The organism is Ruegeria marina, assembly GCF_900101475.1.
Lineage (GTDB): Bacteria > Pseudomonadota > Alphaproteobacteria > Rhodobacterales > Rhodobacteraceae > Ruegeria_B > Ruegeria_B marina.
The window spans coordinates 115,282-131,144 of record NZ_FMZV01000012.1 but is presented as its reverse complement, the minus strand read 5'-3'; the positions used below and the strand labels follow the sequence as shown (position 1 = coordinate 131,144).

Sequence of the window (15,863 nt, the reverse complement as noted above, 5' to 3'; positions counted from 1 at the left end):
CAAGACTTTTCAGAAAATTTCAGACCCCGTTTCAGGACAAAAAAGCACGCAACTCCGACTTTGGTCGCATGAATTATCATGACCTGAAGGGTGCAAAAATGGAACTCTTGATCGATGCATTACTCGACTGGATTGGCAAAAACAGCAATTACACGATCGAGAACATCCCGCATCCGATTGTCCGCCAGCTCTCGCCACATGAGTTGACGCGCGAATATTATGGCAACGTGGCGCATCTGATGCCCGATGACGGGGTGGATGAACGGATCAACGCGCTGTTTGCCCAGACCGATGGCCCCAACGGCACGATCTATATAATCGCCGCCGAACACGTGGAAGGCGCGGCAGAGTTCGACCATCCCACCGACAACCCGCTGTTTCGCGAAATCCTGCTGCATGAACTGGTCCATCACGTGCAATGGCAGACCGGGGTTTCGGCCAATTGGGACTGCCTCGCGCTTGGCGAACCCGAGGCCTATCAACTGGGCGGGCGTTACCTGAAACAGACCGGCACCACCGATCCCCTGCCCAATCGCAATTTCTGGGCCCGGATTTATGCCCGTTGCTGAGATGCGGGGCTTCAAATGCTGTCAGGATTGATCTAATCGGGCGTGAGCATTCATCTGAAAGGCCCGCCCGCATGATCCCTTCCTCGTACCCCACCCGCGAAGAAATCGCCCGACTGACCGCCCGGATGCTGCTGGAAATCGGCGCGGTGAATTTCAACACCGAAAAACCCTATATCCTGGCCTCGGGCCTGCCCTCGCCGAGCTATATCGACTGCCGCAAGCTGATCAGCTTTCCGCGCATCCGCTCGACGCTGATGGATTTCCTGACCGTCACGGTGATGCGCGACGCAGGTTTCGAGGCGTTCGACAATATCGCCGGCGGCGAGACAGCCGGCATTCCCTTTGCCGCGCTGGTGGCCGAGCGGATGGCGCTGCCGATGACCTATGTACGCAAGAAACCCAAGGGATACGGCCGCAACGCCCGCATCGAGGGTGCGATGAGCGAAGGCCAGCGGGTGCTTCTGGTCGAGGATCTGACCACCGATGGCGGCTCCAAGCTCTCTTTTGTCGATGCGATCCGCGAGACCGGGGCCAGTTGCGGGCACACGGCAGTGATCTTCTATTACGGCATCTTCCCGGAGACGGAAAAGACGCTGGGCGATCACGGGGTCGCCCTGCATTATCTGTGCACCTGGTGGGATGTTCTGGCCGAAGCCAAGGCGCAGGCCGCGTTCGACGCGGCCACCCTGGCCGGGGTCGAAGCCTTCCTGTCGAACCCGCGCGCCTGGCAGGAGGCGAACAAGCCCGCCTGACGTGCTGGACGTAGGGTCAACCTGGACGCCTGCAGCCATGCGGGCGCTTCCGGAAACAAGATGTTGACCCAACCCCTTCAAAAACGTCAATATGATGACGTGGGGAGATATGCACAGCATATCCCCAAGAACATACAATTTGGCCGACTCGCGGCGCTCCGGTATGACCTCTGTCCCAAAGGACGGTAGAGCAGCAATGAACGAAATCAGCACGATCGGACAGGCATCCGCCGAGATCCAAAACCCCGACACCATGCCGCATTCGGTCGAGGCCGAGCAACAGCTGTTGGGCGCGATCCTGACCAATAACGACCTTTACGACCGGGTGGCCAATATCATCGGGTCCGAGCATTTCTACGACCCGGTGCATGCCCGCATCTGGGAGGTCGCGGCGGCGCGTATCGCCAAGAATGCGCTGGCCTCGCCGGTGACGCTGAAATCCTTCATGGCCGATGATGCCGGGCTCGCGGAACTGGGTGGCGCGACCTATCTGGTCAATCTCGCGGGCGCCTCGATCAGCGCCTTCGCCGTGCGCGACTATGCGCAGATGATCTATGACCTGGCGATCCGGCGCGAGCTGATCCGTCTGGGCCGCGACATCTCGGACAAGGCGGCACGGGTCGATGTGGCGAGCGAACCCAAGGAGCAGATCGTCGAGGCCGAACAGAAGCTCTACAAGCTCTCTGAACAGGGCCAGACCGACAGCGGGTTCAAGAGTTTCCTCAAGGCGGTGACCGAGGCGGTCAATGTCACCAACCAGGCCTATCAGCGCGGCGGCGGCATGGCCGGGATCTCGACCGGGCTGGTGGATCTGGACAAGCAGCTGGGCGGGCTGCACCCGTCGGACCTGATCATCCTGGCCGGGCGTCCGTCGATGGGGAAAACCTCGCTGGCGACCAATATCGCCTTCAACGTGGCCAAGGCCTACAAGCGCGGGACGCGCCATGACGGCAGCGAGGGGGCCGTAGATGGCGGCGTGGTTGGGTTCTTCAGCTTGGAAATGAGCGCCGAGCAGCTCGCCGGCCGGGTTCTGGCCGAAGCCTCGGAGATCTCCAGCCACAAGATCCGCCAGGGCGACATGACCGAGGCCGAGTTCCGCCGTTTCGTCAATGCCGCCAAAGAGCTGGAAGCCTGTCCGCTGTTCATCGACGACACGCCCGCGCTGCCGATCAGCCAGCTGGCCGCCCGCGCGCGGCGGCTGAAGCGGACGCATGGGCTGGACCTGTTGGTGATCGACTACCTCCAGCTCTGCCGCGGCATGGCCGAGAACCGGGTGAACGAGATCGCAGAGATCTCGATGGGAATGAAGGCGATTGCCAAGGAGCTGAATATCCCCGTCATCGCGCTGTCGCAGCTTTCCCGCCAGGTGGAGAACCGCGACGACAAGCGCCCGCAGTTGAGCGATCTGCGGGAATCGGGCTCGATCGAGCAGGATGCCGACGTGGTGATGTTCGTGTTCCGCGAGGAGTACTACAAGGAACGCGAGAAACCGTCGGATCACGAGCTGGACAAGATGGAAGAATGGAAGGCGGCGATGGAGCGGTTGCACGGCAAGGCCGAGGTGATCGTGGGCAAGCAGCGTCACGGCCCCATCGGCACGGTCGAACTCAGCTTCGAGGCGCAGTTCACCCGGTTTGGCAACCTGGTGAAACCCTGGCAGCAGGGCGGTGAAATCCAGGGGTACTGAGCCTCAGGAGCGCAGGAAGTAGAACAGCGTCAACAGGATACCGAACCCGATGACCCCGCCCCGCAGCAGGGATTGCGGAATATGCCGGGCCAGCGCGCCGCCGCCATAGCCGCCCAGCGTGGCGCCGGCCATCATCACCAGCGCTTCGGGCCAGGCGACGGCGGCGCTGAGGCCATAGATCGCCACCGCCATCACGCTGATCCAGCCGATCACGGCATTCTTTGCCGCATTGGCCGTGTGGAAATCCTCGTATCCCGCGAGGATCAGCGCGGCGAGCATGATCTGGCCCAGCCCGGCCCCGAAATAGCCGCCGTAGACCGAGAACAGAAACAGCATCGCCCAGACCGCTCCCTGTCCCAGCGACCGGGCGGCGAGCCAGCGGCGCAAGCGCGGGGCAAAGGCGAACAGCGCCGTGGCGCTGGCCATCAGCCAGGGCACCAGGCGTTCGAAGAGCTCGCCGCCCAGACCCACGAGCAAGAGCGCGCCCGCGACCCCGCCCGCACCGCAAACGGCCAGCAGCGGCCAAAGTGCGCGGCCGATGCTGCGCAACTCGGCCCGGTAGGCGGGCAGCGCGGCGAGGTTGCCGGGCACCAGCGCCACGAAATTGGTGGCATTGGCGACCATCGGCGGCAGGCCCGCTGCCATCAGGGCGGGAAAGGTGAAGAAGGTGGCGCCCCCCGCCACGGCATTCAGCGCCCCGGCCAGCAGGGCCACGACAAGAAGCAGACCGGCGGTGAGAAGGTCGGGCATGGTCATCCGGCGCATCTGAACCGTAACCGGGAACACTGGCAAGAGGGATTGACGCAAGGCGCCTTGCTGTTTGGCGACGGGTCTCGACGACCGGTTCCCGAACCCTGTAATGTGGGCAAGACATGACCGAATTCACCGATATCCCCGTTGTCCGGCTGGGCGACCGCCCCGATGCCGAAATCGCCGCCGATTTCCGCGCCGCTTATGGCACGACCGGCTTTGGCTATGTCACCGACCACGGCATCGACCCTGACCTGGTCGAGGCGCTTTTCGACGCCTCGCGCCGGTTCCACGCGCTGCCGCTGGAGCGAAAGATGGCCGTTGCCGTCGACCGCAGTCATCGCGGCTATATTCCGATCAACACCTCGACCGACGTCAATTCGACCCTCGCCACCGTGACCAGGCCGAACCAGTCGGCCAGTTTCATGATGATGCGTGAGGATGCCGTTGCGGACCCCAGCGAATACCTGTCGGGTCCGAATCGCTGGCCCGAGTTGGAGGGCTTCCGCGAGGTGCTGGAAACCTATGCTCAAGCGATGGGCGCACTGGGCAACAGGTTGATGAGGATCGCGCTGCAAGCCGTTGATATAACGGATACCAAAGCGATGAGCGCATTCGAAAACCCGACCATCTGGCTGCGCCTGCTGCACTATCCGCCACAGCCTGCGGAAAGCCCCGAAGACCTCTATGGCTCGGCCCCGCATACCGATTTCGGCTGCCTGACCCTGCTGGTGCAGGACGATGTCGGCGGTTTGCAAGTCAGGACTCCGGCCGGCACCTGGGTGGATGTGCCACGGCTGCCGGGCAGTGTGGTGGTGAACGTGGGCGACATGCTGCACCGGATGTCGAACGGGCGGCTCAGATCCACGCCGCATCGGGTGATCAACCGGTCGGGCCGCGAACGCTACAGTTGCCCGTTCTTCTACGATCCGCATGTGAACACGGTGATTGAACCGCTGCCTGGAACCGGCGAGCCAAATTTTCCGCCGCTGAAATTCGCCGATTTCCTGCGATCCGAACTGGAAGCGGCCTATGATGCGCATAAACCCGCCAGCGGTCAGGGCGTTTCCGCTTGACCTCTGGCCTTGCCGTGGCATGAACGGAACATGAGCACCGCACATCTGACCATCGACCTTGACGCGCTCGCCGACAACTGGCGGGCGCTGGATGCACGCACAAAGTCCGAGACCGCCGCCGTGGTCAAGGCAAACGGTTATGGGCTGGGCGCGGGTCGCGTTGCCGCCCAGCTCGCGCAGGCAGGCGCACGCAAGTTCTTTGTCGCCGTCGCCGAGGAAGGCGCGGCGGTGCGCAAGGCGGTCGGCCCCGGTCCGATGATCGGCGTGTTCTCGGGCCACATGGAGGGCGACGCCGGTATCCTGCGCGCCAATGCGCTGACGCCGATGATCAACTCGGTCGACCAGATGCTGCGCCATGTCGAACGGCTGCCGGGGCACCGGTTCGGCATCCAGCTGGACACCGGGATGAACCGGCTGGGGCTGGAGCCTGACGACTGGGCGCAGCTGCGCGACATCGCGCTGGGCCAGAATCCGGTTCTGATCATGTCCCATCTGGCCTGTTCGGATCAGCCCGGATATGAGATGAATGAAAAACAGCTTCGTCTTTTCAAAGAGATGACGGCCGGAATTGAAGTGCCTCGTTCGCTCGCTGCTACCGGCGGCATCCTGCTTGGCCCCGAGTACCACTTTGACCTCTGCCGCCCTGGCGTGGGGCTGTACGGCGGCGAACCCTTCGATGAGGCCAAGGCGGTGGTGACGCTGGAGCTGCCGGTGATCCAGGTGCGCGAGGTGGCCAAGGGCGAAACGGTCGGCTATTCCAACACCTGGACCGCGCCCCGACCCAGCCGCATCGCCACGGTGGCTGCAGGCTATGCCGACGGGCTGCACCGGGCGCTGGCGGGCGGTATCGATCTCTATGCCGGCAAGACCGCCTGCCCGGTGGTCGGGCGGGTGTCGATGGACCTGATCACTGTCGATATCACCGATCTGGATCACGAACCCGCGTCCATGCAGATGCTGAACAGGCTGCAGACGGTCGATGACCTGGCCGAAGCCGCCGGAACCATCGGCTACGAGATCCTGACCTCGCTGGGGCAGCGGTACCTTCGGAGCTTTGTGTCCCGGTCCGAGGCAGCCGAGCGCGCGGTCGAATCGATCCGCGACAAGTTGCGGCGGGTCCGGCCCGGCCTGATCCCGGAAAGCGCGGCGGAATGAACCCCATCGGCCTTTTGGCGCGTCTCGGGCGGCTGGCGCTGGCAGTCATGGCCAGTTTCGGGCGGGTAGCCCTGTTCGCCCTGCAAACCGCCAGCCATATCCTGCGCCCGCCCTACTATCCGCGCGAACTCGGCGTGGCGCTTCTCAACATCGGCTGGCTGTCGCTGCCGGTGGTGGGGCTGACCGCGATCTTTACCGGCGGTGCGCTGGCGTTGCAGATCTATGCCGGCGGCGCGCGGTTCAACGCCGAAGCCGTGGTGCCGCAGATCGTCGCCATCGGCATGGTCCGCGAACTGGGGCCGGTGCTGGTGGGGCTGATGATCGCGGCGCGCGTCACCTCGTCCATCGCGGCGGAAATCGCCACTATGAAGGTGACCGAGCAGATCGACGCGCTGGTGACGCTGTCGACCCACCCGATGAAATACCTCACCGCGCCGCGGGTGCTGGCGGCGCTGATCACCGTGCCGCTGCTGGTAGGGATCGGCGACATCATCGGCATCATGGGCGGCTACACGGTGGCGACCCAGAACCTGGGCTTCAACGCCGCCGCCTATCTGAAGAACACGGTGGATTTCCTGGAAACCCGCGACGTGGTGTCGAGCCTCGTCAAGGGCGCGGTATTCGGTGTGATCGCCGCGGTGATGGGCTGCTACTACGGCATGAACTCGGGCCGCGGCGCCCAAGGCGTCGGCCGCGCCACCAAGGGATCGGTCGAGGCAGCGGCGGTGCTGATCCTGGCCGCCAACTTTGTACTGACGGGGGTGTTCTTCTCGATATGATCCGGATGGAGAATGTCCACAAGGCCTTTGGCGACAACCGCGTGTTGCAGGGGATGAACCTCGAAGTCCCACGCGGGACCTCGATGGTGATCATCGGCGGCTCGGGCACCGGCAAGTCGGTGGCGCTGAAATGCGTGCTGGGGCTGATCAAGCCCGACAGCGGCACGATCTACGTCGATGGCAAGGATGCCGCCGGCACAAGCGACCGCGATGCCTTCCTCGCGCGCTTCGGCATGCTGTTCCAGGGCGGCGCGCTGTTCGATTCGCTGCCCGTCTGGCAGAACGTGGCCTTTCGCCTGCTGCGCGGCTCGCTGAAACGCCCGGTGGACGAGGCCCGCGCCATCGCCATCGAGAAACTGCGCCGCGTCGGGCTGAAGCCGGAGGTGGCCGACCGCTTTCCGGCGGAACTGTCGGGCGGCATGCAGAAACGCGTGGGCCTTGCCCGCGCCATCGCCGCCGAGCCCGAGATCATCTTCTTCGACGAACCGACCACCGGGCTTGACCCGATCATGGCCGGGGTGATCAACGAACTGATCCGCGAGATCGTGACCGAGATGGGCGCCACCGCGATGACCATCACCCACGATATGACCAGCGTGCGCGCGATTGCCGACAACGTGGCGATGCTGCACGGCGGCGTGATCCAGTGGACCGGCCCGGTGAGCGAGATGGACCACAGCGGCGACCCCTATCTGGATCAGTTCATTCATGGCAGAGCGGAAGGGCCGATCGAGGCGGTGCGGTAAGACATTGCACACTTGCGGGTCGAACCCGGACGGCGCCGCTAGACCCCCGGCATCCCGGTATAACCCTCCTCCACCCAGGCAAGCGCCTTGGCCCGCAGCGCCTCGGGCAGCGTTTCGGCCCGCCGGGTCTCGAGGTTGAGCAATACGCATTTGAAGAGCGTGTGGAACGCCTCCTTCCCGTCCGCCGCCCGGAACAGCCGGTGGCGGAAGGTCAGCGACTTGCCACCGAACTCGACCACGCTGGTGCGCATGAAGATGGCATCGCCCGCCGACAGTTCAGCGAGGAAATGACTGTCCGCATGCACCACCGCAAAGGACAGGCGCCGCCCGCTGCGCATGTCGTCAGCGGTCAGACCCATTTCCGACTGGGCCGCGACCACCGCGTCCGAACAGGCCGCGAAATAGCGCGAGACATTCATGTGACCGAGGAAATCACAATCCGACGAATCGACGACTGAGCGGAAAGAAACAAACTCTGACATGAGACACTCCCCTTTTCCCCGTTCAGCATAACAGGTTTGACCCGGTTCGGGTCTTGTGGCGCTGCGGGCGGCTGCCTAGGTGGACCAGAGCCAACAACGAGAACCCCGATGTATCTGCGCCTCGCAACCCTGTCGCTGCTCTTGCTCTATCCCGTGGCCTGGTTCGCACCGCTGATGCGCGCGGGCCTGCTGCCGATCTTTGGCCTGAGCGAAATCAGCGTGATCACCGGATTGCAAAGCCTCTGGGCCTCGGACGTGGCGCTGGCGCTGATCGTCACCGCCTTCGCCATCTTTGCCCCCTATCTCAAGACCATCGGCCTGGCGCTGGTGCAATGCAACCTGCTCGACCCACGCGCCCTGCCGGTCCTGCATGTGCTGGGCAAGCTCGCAATGGCCGACATCTTCCTGATCGCGCTCTACATCACCCTGGCCAAGGGCATCTCCTACGCCACGATCGAGACCGCCTGGGGCCTCTATCTCTTCACCGGCTGCATTCTTGCCTCCATCGCACTTGGCCTCCTGACCGAACGCCAGCAGCGACAGTCGGCCTGAGCGCGCTCCAAGGCCAGGATCGGCAAGCCCGTTGGCTGCTTCTTTCTGGTTCGAAATACTCCGGAGCGCGAGGCGGAGCCTCGCAAAGAATCCGCCGCGCCGCGGCGCCCGGCCCAACACCCGCAGGCGTCCCGCAAGGGGCGGCCCAAGGGGGGCGCGAGCGCGCGCGCTCTTGAGATGGCGCGACAGACAGGGCAGTAAGCGGATATGGCAAAACCCTCTTTCTCCTGCTCCGCCTGCGGGGCGTCCTTCACCAAATGGTCCGGCCGCTGCGAGGGCTGTGGCGAATGGAACACCATCTCGCAGGACGCGGGCCTCTCGACCGGTCCCGCCGGCAAGTCGCTGGGCGCCAGGCGCGGCCATGCCGTCGCGCTGAGCGATCTCGCCTCCGAAGAGATGCCGCCGCCTCGGGCGCTTTCGGGGATCGAGGAGCTCGACCGGGTACTGGGTGGCGGGCTGGTGCCCGCCTCGGCCATCCTGGTGGGTGGCGATCCGGGCATCGGCAAGTCAACGCTGCTGTTGCAGGCCGCCGCCGCCTTTGCCCGCAAGGGGCTGAAGACGCTCTATGTCTCGGGCGAAGAGGCCAGTGCCCAGGTACGAATGCGGGCGCGGCGGCTGGGGCTGGCGGATGCGCCGGTGCAACTGGCGTCCGAGACCAACCTGCGCGACATCCTCACCACGCTCGAAGCCGAGAAACCCGGCCTCGTCATCATCGATTCGATCCAGACCATGTGGGCCGACAATGTGGACAGCGCGCCGGGCAGCGTTTCCCAGGTGCGCGCCTCGGCGCATGAATTGACCGCCTTCGCCAAGCGCACCGGCATCTCGGTGGTCATGGTCGGCCATGTCACCAAGGAAGGCCAGATCGCTGGCCCCCGCGTGGTCGAGCATATGGTCGACACCGTGCTCTATTTCGAGGGCGAGCGCGGCCATCAGTTCCGCATCCTGCGCAGCGTCAAGAACCGCTTCGGCGCCGCCGACGAGATCGGCGTCTTCGAGATGACCGGCGTGGGGCTGGCCGAGGTCAGCAACCCCTCGGCCCTGTTTCTCAGCGAGCGCGGCGCGCCCAGCCCCGGCTCGGTGGTCTTTGCCGGGATCGAGGGCACCCGGCCCGTTCTGGTGGAATTGCAGGCGCTGGTCGCGCCATCCCCCCACAGCCAGCCGCGCCGCACCGTGGTCGGCTGGGATGGCGGGCGGCTGGCGATGATCCTCGCCGTGCTCGAGGCGCGCTGCGGCATCCCCTTTGCCGGGCTCGACGTCTATCTCAACGTCGCGGGCGGGCTGAAGATCTCGGAACCCGCCGCCGATCTGGCGGTGGCGGCCGCGCTCCTGAGCGCGCGCGAGGATCAGGCGCTGCCCGCCGACACGGTGGTTTTTGGCGAAATTTCCCTCTCGGGCGCGCTGCGCCCGGCCAGCCAGACCGAAAACAGGTTGAAAGAAGCGCAAAAACTTGGTTTCACCTCAGCCATCGCCCCGGCGGGCGGCAAGACTGCCGCCGTCGCGGGTATCGCCCTGAAACGGCCTTCGGATCTGGTGGGATTCGTTGGCGAGTTCTTCGGGGCAGGATAGAATCGCCCTTCACGGGCACAAGGAGCGGACAGGCGAGGGCCATGGAAGGTTTCACCATCATCGACGGGGTCGTGGCCCTGATCATCGTGCTTTCGGCATTGCTGGCCTATGCGCGCGGTTTCGTGCGTGAGGCCATGGCCATCGCCGGCTGGGTCGCGGCAGCGGTCCTGGCGTTTCTCTTTGCCCCCAAGGCGATGCCGCTTATCCGGGAACTGCCGGTGGTCGGCGAATTCCTGACCGACAGTTGCGAACTGTCGGTGATCGCGGCCTTTGCCGCCGTATTCGCGCTTGCGCTCGTGGTGGTCAGCTTCTTCACGCCCCTGTTTTCCTCGCTGGTGCAGCGTTCGGCGCTGGGTGGGCTCGACCAGGCGCTGGGGTTCATCTTTGGCGTGGCGCGCGGCGTGCTGCTGGTGGCCATTGCCTTCTTTGTCTATGACACCGTTATGACCGGGCAGAATTTCACCGTCGTGGACGAGAGCCGCTCGGCGCAGGTCTTTGCCCAGATGACCGGCAAGATCGAGGAGCAAAATCCCGAGGCCGCCCTGGGCTGGGTCACCCAGCAATACGAGAACCTGGTGGGCACCTGCACACAGTAAGCCTCACCGGCTTTGCCCGAATCGACCCGCGCAATCAGTTGCGCGGGTTTTTTTGTTGGTTAACAAAACCTTACCTCGCGTTCACCGATGGAATGGAATGCGCCTGCCGGGCGGGCTGTGTCCACGCAGGGGAAACGGTTCTTTGATTTGGCCGCAATCGTGTCGAAAATTTGGCGGAATTGGGCAGCCATCATGGGGACAGTCCAGAACAGACCTCAGCGACAGGAGGATCCCAGATGCTGCTTTCCCATGACACCGCTTTCGCCGATTTTGAACCCATACCGGAGCCGGTCGCCGGGTTCTCCGGCAAGACGCTTGTCGAAACGCCAGACGGCTGGCGGTCGGTGAATTCGCTGCGTGCAGGCGACCGTGTCGCCACGGTCGACGGCGGGTTCGCGCAATTGAATGCCGTCATCGCCTTTGCAAACGCGCATGCAAGGGCCTGGCGGGTGCCGGGTGGCACGCTGGGCGCCTGTTCCGACCTGACCCTGTACGACGGTCAGTACCTGGCGCTGAACGGCCCCTGTTGCCGGCAGCTGTTCGGCCTGCCGACGGTGCTGGCCCCCGCCGGGGCGCTGGTGGGGTTTGAGGGAATACACCGGGCTACCGCATCGGCCCAGCCCGCCTATCAGCTACGCTTTGCCGAGGAGGAACTGGTCTGGGCGCAGACCGGTGTCCGCATCCTGGCGCCGGGTGCCGGCAGCGCCTCATGGTATCAGCGTCTGGATTATGGCCAGACTCGCGCGCTGCTGCTCCTGATGTCGGGCGGGACCCTGGCCCCGGACATCGCGGCCTGACCGGTCTTGCGGCAAAAGAATTTGTGATCCTTTCGTGACAGTGGGGGTTTCAGGCATTATGTGAAGGCCAGACCTGAAACGGAATCGGAGCTGCCCCCGTGCAAAGCCCGCAAAAGCCCACCCCCGCCTTTCCCAGGGCTCATCCCTTTGACGACGACAAGCTGCGTGAGGAATGTGGAATATTCGGGGTGATCGGCGTGCAGGACGCCGCCAGTTTCGTGGCGCTTGGCTTGCATGCCCTGCAACATCGCGGACAGGAGGCGGGCGGCATCGTCACGCATGACCCGGAACAGGGTTTCAATTCGGCCCGCCGCTTTGGCTATGTCCGCGACAATTTCACTTCGCAGTCGGTAATGGAAACCCTGCCCGGCCCGCTGGGCATCGGCCATGTGCGCTATTCCACCGCCGGATCCAAGGGTCAGACGCAGATCCGTGACGTGCAGCCCTTTTTCGGCGAGTTTGCCATGGGCGGAGCGGCAATCGCGCATAACGGCAATATCACCAATGCCAACGCGCTCAGGCGCGAACTGATCGAGCGCGGCTCGATCTTTCAGTCCTCCTCGGACAGCGAATGCATCATCCACCTGATGGCGCGGTCGTTGCAACGCACCATCCCCGAACGGATGGAGGACGCGTTGCGCCGTGTCGAGGGCGCGTTCTCGGTCGTGGCGATGACCCGGACCAAACTGATCGGGGTACGCGACCCGCTGGGCGTGCGGCCCCTCGTGCTGGGCCGGATCGGCGACGGCTGGGTGCTGGCCTCGGAAACCTGCGCGCTGGATATCATAGGGGCCGAGTTCATCCGCGAGATCAAGCCCGGCGAGATGGTGGTAATCACCGCCGAGGACGGGGTGCAGAGCCATTTCCCGTTCCGCCCGCAGCCGTCCAAGTTCTGCATCTTCGAACACGTTTATTTCTCGCGCCCCGATTCGATCCTGGGCGGGCGCAGCGTTTATGAAACCCGCGAAGCGATCGGCCGGGAACTGGCCAAGGAAAGCCCGGTCGAGGCCGACCTGGTCTGCCCGGTGCCCGACAGCGGCACCCCGGCAGCAATCGGCTTCTCGCTGGAAAGCGGGATTCCCTATGCGATGGGGATCATCCGCAACCAGTACATGGGGCGCACCTTCATCGAGCCGACGGAACAGATCCGCAACATGGGCGTGCGGCTGAAGCTGAACGTGAACCGCGCCCTGATCCGCGGCAAACGGGTGATCCTGGTGGACGATTCGGTGGTGCGCGGCACCACCAGCCGCAAGATCAAGGACATGATCCTCGATGCCGGCGCCAAGGAAGTGCATTTCCGCATCGCCAGCCCGCCGACCGCCTGGCCCTGTTTCTATGGTGTCGATACGCCCGAGCGCGAGAAGCTGCTGGCGGCGACGATGACCGAAGACGAGATGCGCGAGCACCTGGGCGTCGACAGCCTGAAATTCATCTCGCTCGATGGGCTGTACCGCGCCGTGGGAGAAATCCAGGGGCGCGACAAGGCTTGCCCGCAATATTGCGACGCCTGTTTCTCGGGGGAATACCCGGTCACGCCGTCCGACATGATCGAGAAAGGCTTTGCCCTGAAGGCAGCGGAGTGATCCAGGCACCGCGCCCCTGGAAAATCCGGCGAATTTTCCGGGGCGCTGCCGGCGATATCCTGCCCATAACCAGGCTTGCTCTGGTCGCCACCCGCGTCGGCTGATACGCGGCGGTCTTCGGAAATGAAGCAGCAGGCGAATCGATGGCGAACAGCAAGGTCAGTTCGGCGGCAACACAGGCCGCCGACATTCAGAGGAACGCATTGACCGTCCTGGGCATCTTCGGCCCCGCCGATGACATGCGCGCCCTGGTGCGCCTGCCGGGCGGCAAGGTCGAGCAGGTGGCGCCCGGCGACAGGCTGCGCGCCGGCGAGATCCTTGCCATTGATGACGAGGGCCTGATGCTGCGGCATGGTGGCCAGACCCAGCGCGTCTCCATTCCCGGCAGCTGAACGCTCTTGACGGGCGGGCGTCACGCCGTCAAACCGCCCGCATGACACAAGAACCCAAACTGGCCCTGATCACGGGCGCCTCGCGCGGCCTTGGCGCCGCGCTGGCCGAGGCGCTGGCCCCGACCCATCACATCGTCGCCGTCGCCCGAACCACCGGCGCGCTGGAAGAACTGGACGACCGGATCAAGGCGCGGGGTGGCAGCGCCACCCTTGCGCCCATGGATATCACCGACCCGGCCGCGATGGCGACGCTCTGCCGGGGCATACACGACCGCTGGGGCCGGCTGGACCTGTGGCTGCACACTGCCATTCACGCGGCACCGCTGAGCCCGGCGGTTTTCGTGGATCAGAAGGACTGGACAAAATCGGTCGCGGTGAACGCGACGGCGACATCGCTGCTGATCCCCTTTGTCGCGCCCTTGCTGGGCGAGACCGGAATGGCGGTGTTCTTCGACGATCCGCGCGCGGGGCAAAAGTTTTTCGGTGCCTACGGCGCCACCAAGGCGGCGCAGATGGCGCTGGCCCGCAGTTGGGCCGCCGAAACCGAGCGGACCGGACCTCGGGTCCGTGTCTTCGAACCCGCTCCCATGCCCACCGCGCTACGCGCTCGGTTCTTTCCGGGCGAGGACCGGGAGGCCCTGACGCCCTGCTCCCGGGAGGCCGCCCGAATCGTGGCCATGCTCTGAAGGGGTTGGCCCTGCGGGCCACGCCTCCGGCGGGCGTATGTCGGAAAAGATGAAGCGCCGGCGCACAATCGGTGCAGCGCGCGTTTCTTGGAGAGTTCGGAACCCGGGGGCGCCGCCCCCCGGTCAGCGGCAGAGCGGCAGTCCGACATTTACCCCGCCATCCGAACCATAGAGCGTACCATATTTGTTTCGACATTTTGGGGGTTCGGAATCGGCAGCATGTTCGGGCGCCTGCGCCGCAGGCGCAGGCTTTGCGGTAGGGGTATTCGACGATGGTTTGGGCGCGGCGGCCGCCCGCGCAGGCTTGGGCGCCTGCCTGACTGCGGCGCATTTAACCCCGTCCGAGCGCTCGATCCTTTCCAGAACCGCCGCAAGCAGGTCGGGATCGGAGTTCGTGTCGAGTTTCAGGTCGGTTCCGGCCGCGCGGTTGAACCGGGACAACGCCGCCGCGGATCCCCGTCCCCAAATCCCGTCGATACTGCTGAGATAGCAACCGCGATCCTTCAAGGCCACCTGCAGGTCGCGTTTCAATTCCTCGCGGCTGAGCAGCGGGGGAGCGGGATCAGCCAAGGGCCCGGCTGTAGAAGGCACAGTCACGGCGGGAACGTCGGCAGGCGTCTCGGGCGATTGACGCACGGCTTGGGACGGAGACGGGAGCGCGGCGATCTGCGCACCCTCGGCCTGTTTCCGGGCTCTTTGCGCAAGTATGAACAACATATGCGAGGACTGCCCGGCGTAAGCCTCGAGAAACCCCTCCCAAGCCTCGACCGTGCCCGAGAACTCGGCCTTTGCATAGTCGCGAAGCATTTGCGCCTCGTCCTGTACGGCGGGTGCCGGCGCAGCAGCGGCTTGTGGCCTTTCGGGCTCCGATTGTGCCGAGTTCGGGTTGATGATCACCTGTTCGGCTCCGAGCGAGGAATAGACAAAAGGCACCGCGCCGGGAACGGTACGACTCAACTCGTCGCGGACCGCACCGAGCAGGATGCGCACGTCCGAGGGCGGGCGGTCCAGAGCCGCAAGAAATGCCGAGGTGAAGGGCGAGTTCCTGCCGTCCGGCCCGTCCGGCGTCACTTCACCTGCGGCCGCGGCGTAGGCGATCAGGGTCGCGGCCTCGGCACTGGACACCAGGGCCAGTCCCCGGCCCACGTTGCGCCCCCTGTTTTCGCGCTTCATCTTGTTGACAAAGGGATTGTCCCTGCAGGCGTCCAGAACGACCATCTTGAGTTTCTTCGCACCGGACAACTGGTTCAGGACCGCATCCATCTTGATCATCTCGATATCGGCGTCGCGTTCGTCGGAAAGCCGCGCATCGACGGGGATCAGGTAATTCTGGCCCCCCACCTCAATGCCGTGCCCGGCATAATAGACCATCGCCACGTCGGCCCGGTCGGCCTTGTCGCGAAAATCGCGGAGCGTGTTGTAAAGCGCGCTGCGCGTGAGGTCGGTGGCGATGACAACGTCGAACCCCTGACGGGCAAGCGCCGCAGACACGGCATCGGCATCACGGGTCGGGTTGGCCAGAGGCGAGACATGTTCGTAGGCCGCATTGCCGATGACCAGCGCCACTTTCTCGGCCAAAAGAACGGTTGGCAAGACGCTGAGCAGAAAGGCAAAGACAAGCGTGCGCATGAAATCAAATCCCCCGGAGAGGTTTCAGGTAGTCTGCCACAGCGTGCGCAGCCGATCAAC

The 15,863-nt window shown here is 64.6% G+C and carries 16 protein-coding genes and 1 pseudogene; 14 read left to right on the top strand and 3 right to left on the bottom strand.

Annotated features, from left to right (window positions below; translation table 11 throughout):
- Positions 1-98 precede the first annotated feature (98 nt).
- The 3 genes from BLT75_RS16380 (at position 99) to BLT75_RS16370 (ending at position 3,008) form a co-directional block, all read left to right on the top strand.
- Positions 99-569: a hypothetical protein gene (locus BLT75_RS16380; RefSeq protein WP_143028584.1), complete on the top strand. Its 471-nt coding sequence runs from the start codon at positions 99-101 to the stop codon at positions 567-569.
- A 71-nt stretch (positions 570-640) separates the two neighbouring features.
- Positions 641-1,321, top strand: a complete 681-nt coding sequence (locus BLT75_RS16375) for an orotate phosphoribosyltransferase (protein WP_093034105.1) — start codon at positions 641-643, stop codon at positions 1,319-1,321.
- 196 nt (positions 1,322-1,517) lie between these two features.
- The gene (locus BLT75_RS16370; protein ID WP_093034101.1) at positions 1,518-3,008 is read left to right on the top strand and encodes a replicative DNA helicase; all 1,491 of its coding nucleotides are present in this window, start codon (positions 1,518-1,520) and stop codon (positions 3,006-3,008) included.
- Between the two features lie 3 nt (positions 3,009-3,011).
- On the opposite strand, the gene BLT75_RS16365 is transcribed toward BLT75_RS16370, so the two are convergent.
- A complete protein-coding gene (locus BLT75_RS16365; RefSeq protein WP_093034208.1) occupies positions 3,012-3,764 on the bottom strand; it encodes a sulfite exporter TauE/SafE family protein in 753 nt (250 codons plus the stop codon).
- 116 nt (positions 3,765-3,880) lie between these two features.
- On the opposite strand from BLT75_RS16365, the gene BLT75_RS16360 reads away from it, so the two are divergent.
- From BLT75_RS16360 to BLT75_RS16345, 4 genes and pseudogenes are all read left to right on the top strand, one after another.
- Entirely contained in the window at positions 3,881-4,834 is a 954-nt protein-coding gene (locus tag BLT75_RS16360) for an isopenicillin N synthase family dioxygenase (RefSeq protein WP_093034098.1), read from the top strand.
- Positions 4,835-4,864: 30 nt separating this feature from the next.
- A pseudogene (gene alr, locus BLT75_RS16355) lies at positions 4,865-5,890 on the top strand (alanine racemase); the annotation flags it as partial.
- A 95-nt stretch (positions 5,891-5,985) separates the two neighbouring features.
- Positions 5,986-6,768, top strand: coding sequence for an MlaE family ABC transporter permease (locus BLT75_RS16350; protein ID WP_093034092.1), 783 nt, complete (start codon positions 5,986-5,988; stop codon positions 6,766-6,768).
- Entirely contained in the window at positions 6,765-7,514 is a 750-nt protein-coding gene (locus BLT75_RS16345; RefSeq protein ID WP_093034089.1) for an ABC transporter ATP-binding protein, read from the top strand. Before BLT75_RS16350 ends, BLT75_RS16345 begins: the two co-directional genes overlap by 4 nt.
- Positions 7,515-7,552: 38 nt before the next feature.
- On the opposite strand, the gene BLT75_RS16340 is transcribed toward BLT75_RS16345, so the two are convergent.
- Positions 7,553-7,996, bottom strand: a complete 444-nt coding sequence (locus tag BLT75_RS16340) for an acyl-CoA thioesterase (protein ID WP_093034086.1) — start codon at positions 7,994-7,996, stop codon at positions 7,553-7,555.
- 108 nt (positions 7,997-8,104) lie between these two features.
- Here BLT75_RS16340 and BLT75_RS16335 point away from each other — a divergent pair, with 108 nt between their 5' ends.
- From BLT75_RS16335 to BLT75_RS16305, 7 genes are all read left to right on the top strand, one after another.
- Complete coding sequence (locus BLT75_RS16335; protein ID WP_093034083.1) at positions 8,105-8,548, top strand: paraquat-inducible protein A; 444 nt, start codon at positions 8,105-8,107, stop codon at positions 8,546-8,548.
- Between the two features lie 207 nt (positions 8,549-8,755).
- Positions 8,756-10,117, top strand: a complete 1,362-nt coding sequence (radA, locus tag BLT75_RS16330; RefSeq protein WP_093034080.1) for a DNA repair protein RadA — start codon at positions 8,756-8,758, stop codon at positions 10,115-10,117.
- A 41-nt stretch (positions 10,118-10,158) separates the two neighbouring features.
- Positions 10,159-10,713: a CvpA family protein gene (locus BLT75_RS16325; RefSeq protein WP_093034077.1), complete on the top strand. Its 555-nt coding sequence runs from the start codon at positions 10,159-10,161 to the stop codon at positions 10,711-10,713.
- Between the two features lie 236 nt (positions 10,714-10,949).
- Positions 10,950-11,510 carry a Hint domain-containing protein gene (locus BLT75_RS16320; RefSeq protein ID WP_093034074.1) on the top strand — a complete coding sequence of 187 codons (561 nt, stop codon included), beginning with the start codon at positions 10,950-10,952 and terminating at the stop codon, positions 11,508-11,510.
- A gap of 98 nt (positions 11,511-11,608) precedes the next feature.
- The gene (purF, locus tag BLT75_RS16315; protein ID WP_093034071.1) at positions 11,609-13,096 is read left to right on the top strand and encodes an amidophosphoribosyltransferase; all 1,488 of its coding nucleotides are present in this window, start codon (positions 11,609-11,611) and stop codon (positions 13,094-13,096) included.
- 143 nt (positions 13,097-13,239) lie between these two features.
- Entirely contained in the window at positions 13,240-13,488 is a 249-nt protein-coding gene (locus tag BLT75_RS16310) for a hypothetical protein (protein WP_093034068.1), read from the top strand.
- 41 nt (positions 13,489-13,529) lie between these two features.
- Positions 13,530-14,174 carry an SDR family NAD(P)-dependent oxidoreductase gene (locus BLT75_RS16305; protein WP_093034065.1) on the top strand — a complete coding sequence of 215 codons (645 nt, stop codon included), beginning with the start codon at positions 13,530-13,532 and terminating at the stop codon, positions 14,172-14,174.
- Positions 14,175-14,297: 123 nt separating this feature from the next.
- Here the strand turns inward: BLT75_RS16305 and BLT75_RS16300 are convergent, their stop codons facing one another.
- Positions 14,298-15,803 carry a caspase family protein gene (locus tag BLT75_RS16300; RefSeq protein ID WP_093034062.1) on the bottom strand — a complete coding sequence of 502 codons (1,506 nt, stop codon included), beginning with the start codon at positions 15,801-15,803 and terminating at the stop codon, positions 14,298-14,300.
- Positions 15,804-15,863 lie beyond the last annotated feature (60 nt).

Bases quoted from the DNA above. Each gene is read 5' to 3' on its own strand.
- BLT75_RS16380 (WP_143028584.1), top strand. From the start codon at position 99: ATGGAACTCTTGATCGATGCATTACTCGACTGGATTGGCAAAAACAGC.
- BLT75_RS16375 (WP_093034105.1), top strand. From the start codon at position 641: ATGATCCCTTCCTCGTACCCCACCCGCGAAGAAATCGCCCGACTGACC.
- BLT75_RS16370 (WP_093034101.1), top strand. From the start codon at position 1,518: ATGAACGAAATCAGCACGATCGGACAGGCATCCGCCGAGATCCAAAAC.
- BLT75_RS16365 (WP_093034208.1), bottom strand. From the start codon at position 3,764: ATGACCATGCCCGACCTTCTCACCGCCGGTCTGCTTCTTGTCGTGGCC.
- BLT75_RS16360 (WP_093034098.1), top strand. From the start codon at position 3,881: ATGACCGAATTCACCGATATCCCCGTTGTCCGGCTGGGCGACCGCCCC.
- BLT75_RS16350 (WP_093034092.1), top strand. From the start codon at position 5,986: ATGAACCCCATCGGCCTTTTGGCGCGTCTCGGGCGGCTGGCGCTGGCA.
- BLT75_RS16345 (WP_093034089.1), top strand. From the start codon at position 6,765: ATGATCCGGATGGAGAATGTCCACAAGGCCTTTGGCGACAACCGCGTG.
- BLT75_RS16340 (WP_093034086.1), bottom strand. From the start codon at position 7,996: ATGTCAGAGTTTGTTTCTTTCCGCTCAGTCGTCGATTCGTCGGATTGT.
- BLT75_RS16335 (WP_093034083.1), top strand. From the start codon at position 8,105: ATGTATCTGCGCCTCGCAACCCTGTCGCTGCTCTTGCTCTATCCCGTG.
- radA (WP_093034080.1), top strand. From the start codon at position 8,756: ATGGCAAAACCCTCTTTCTCCTGCTCCGCCTGCGGGGCGTCCTTCACC.
- BLT75_RS16325 (WP_093034077.1), top strand. From the start codon at position 10,159: ATGGAAGGTTTCACCATCATCGACGGGGTCGTGGCCCTGATCATCGTG.
- BLT75_RS16320 (WP_093034074.1), top strand. From the start codon at position 10,950: ATGCTGCTTTCCCATGACACCGCTTTCGCCGATTTTGAACCCATACCG.
- BLT75_RS16310 (WP_093034068.1), top strand. From the start codon at position 13,240: ATGGCGAACAGCAAGGTCAGTTCGGCGGCAACACAGGCCGCCGACATT.
- BLT75_RS16305 (WP_093034065.1), top strand. From the start codon at position 13,530: ATGACACAAGAACCCAAACTGGCCCTGATCACGGGCGCCTCGCGCGGC.
- BLT75_RS16300 (WP_093034062.1), bottom strand. From the start codon at position 15,803: ATGCGCACGCTTGTCTTTGCCTTTCTGCTCAGCGTCTTGCCAACCGTT.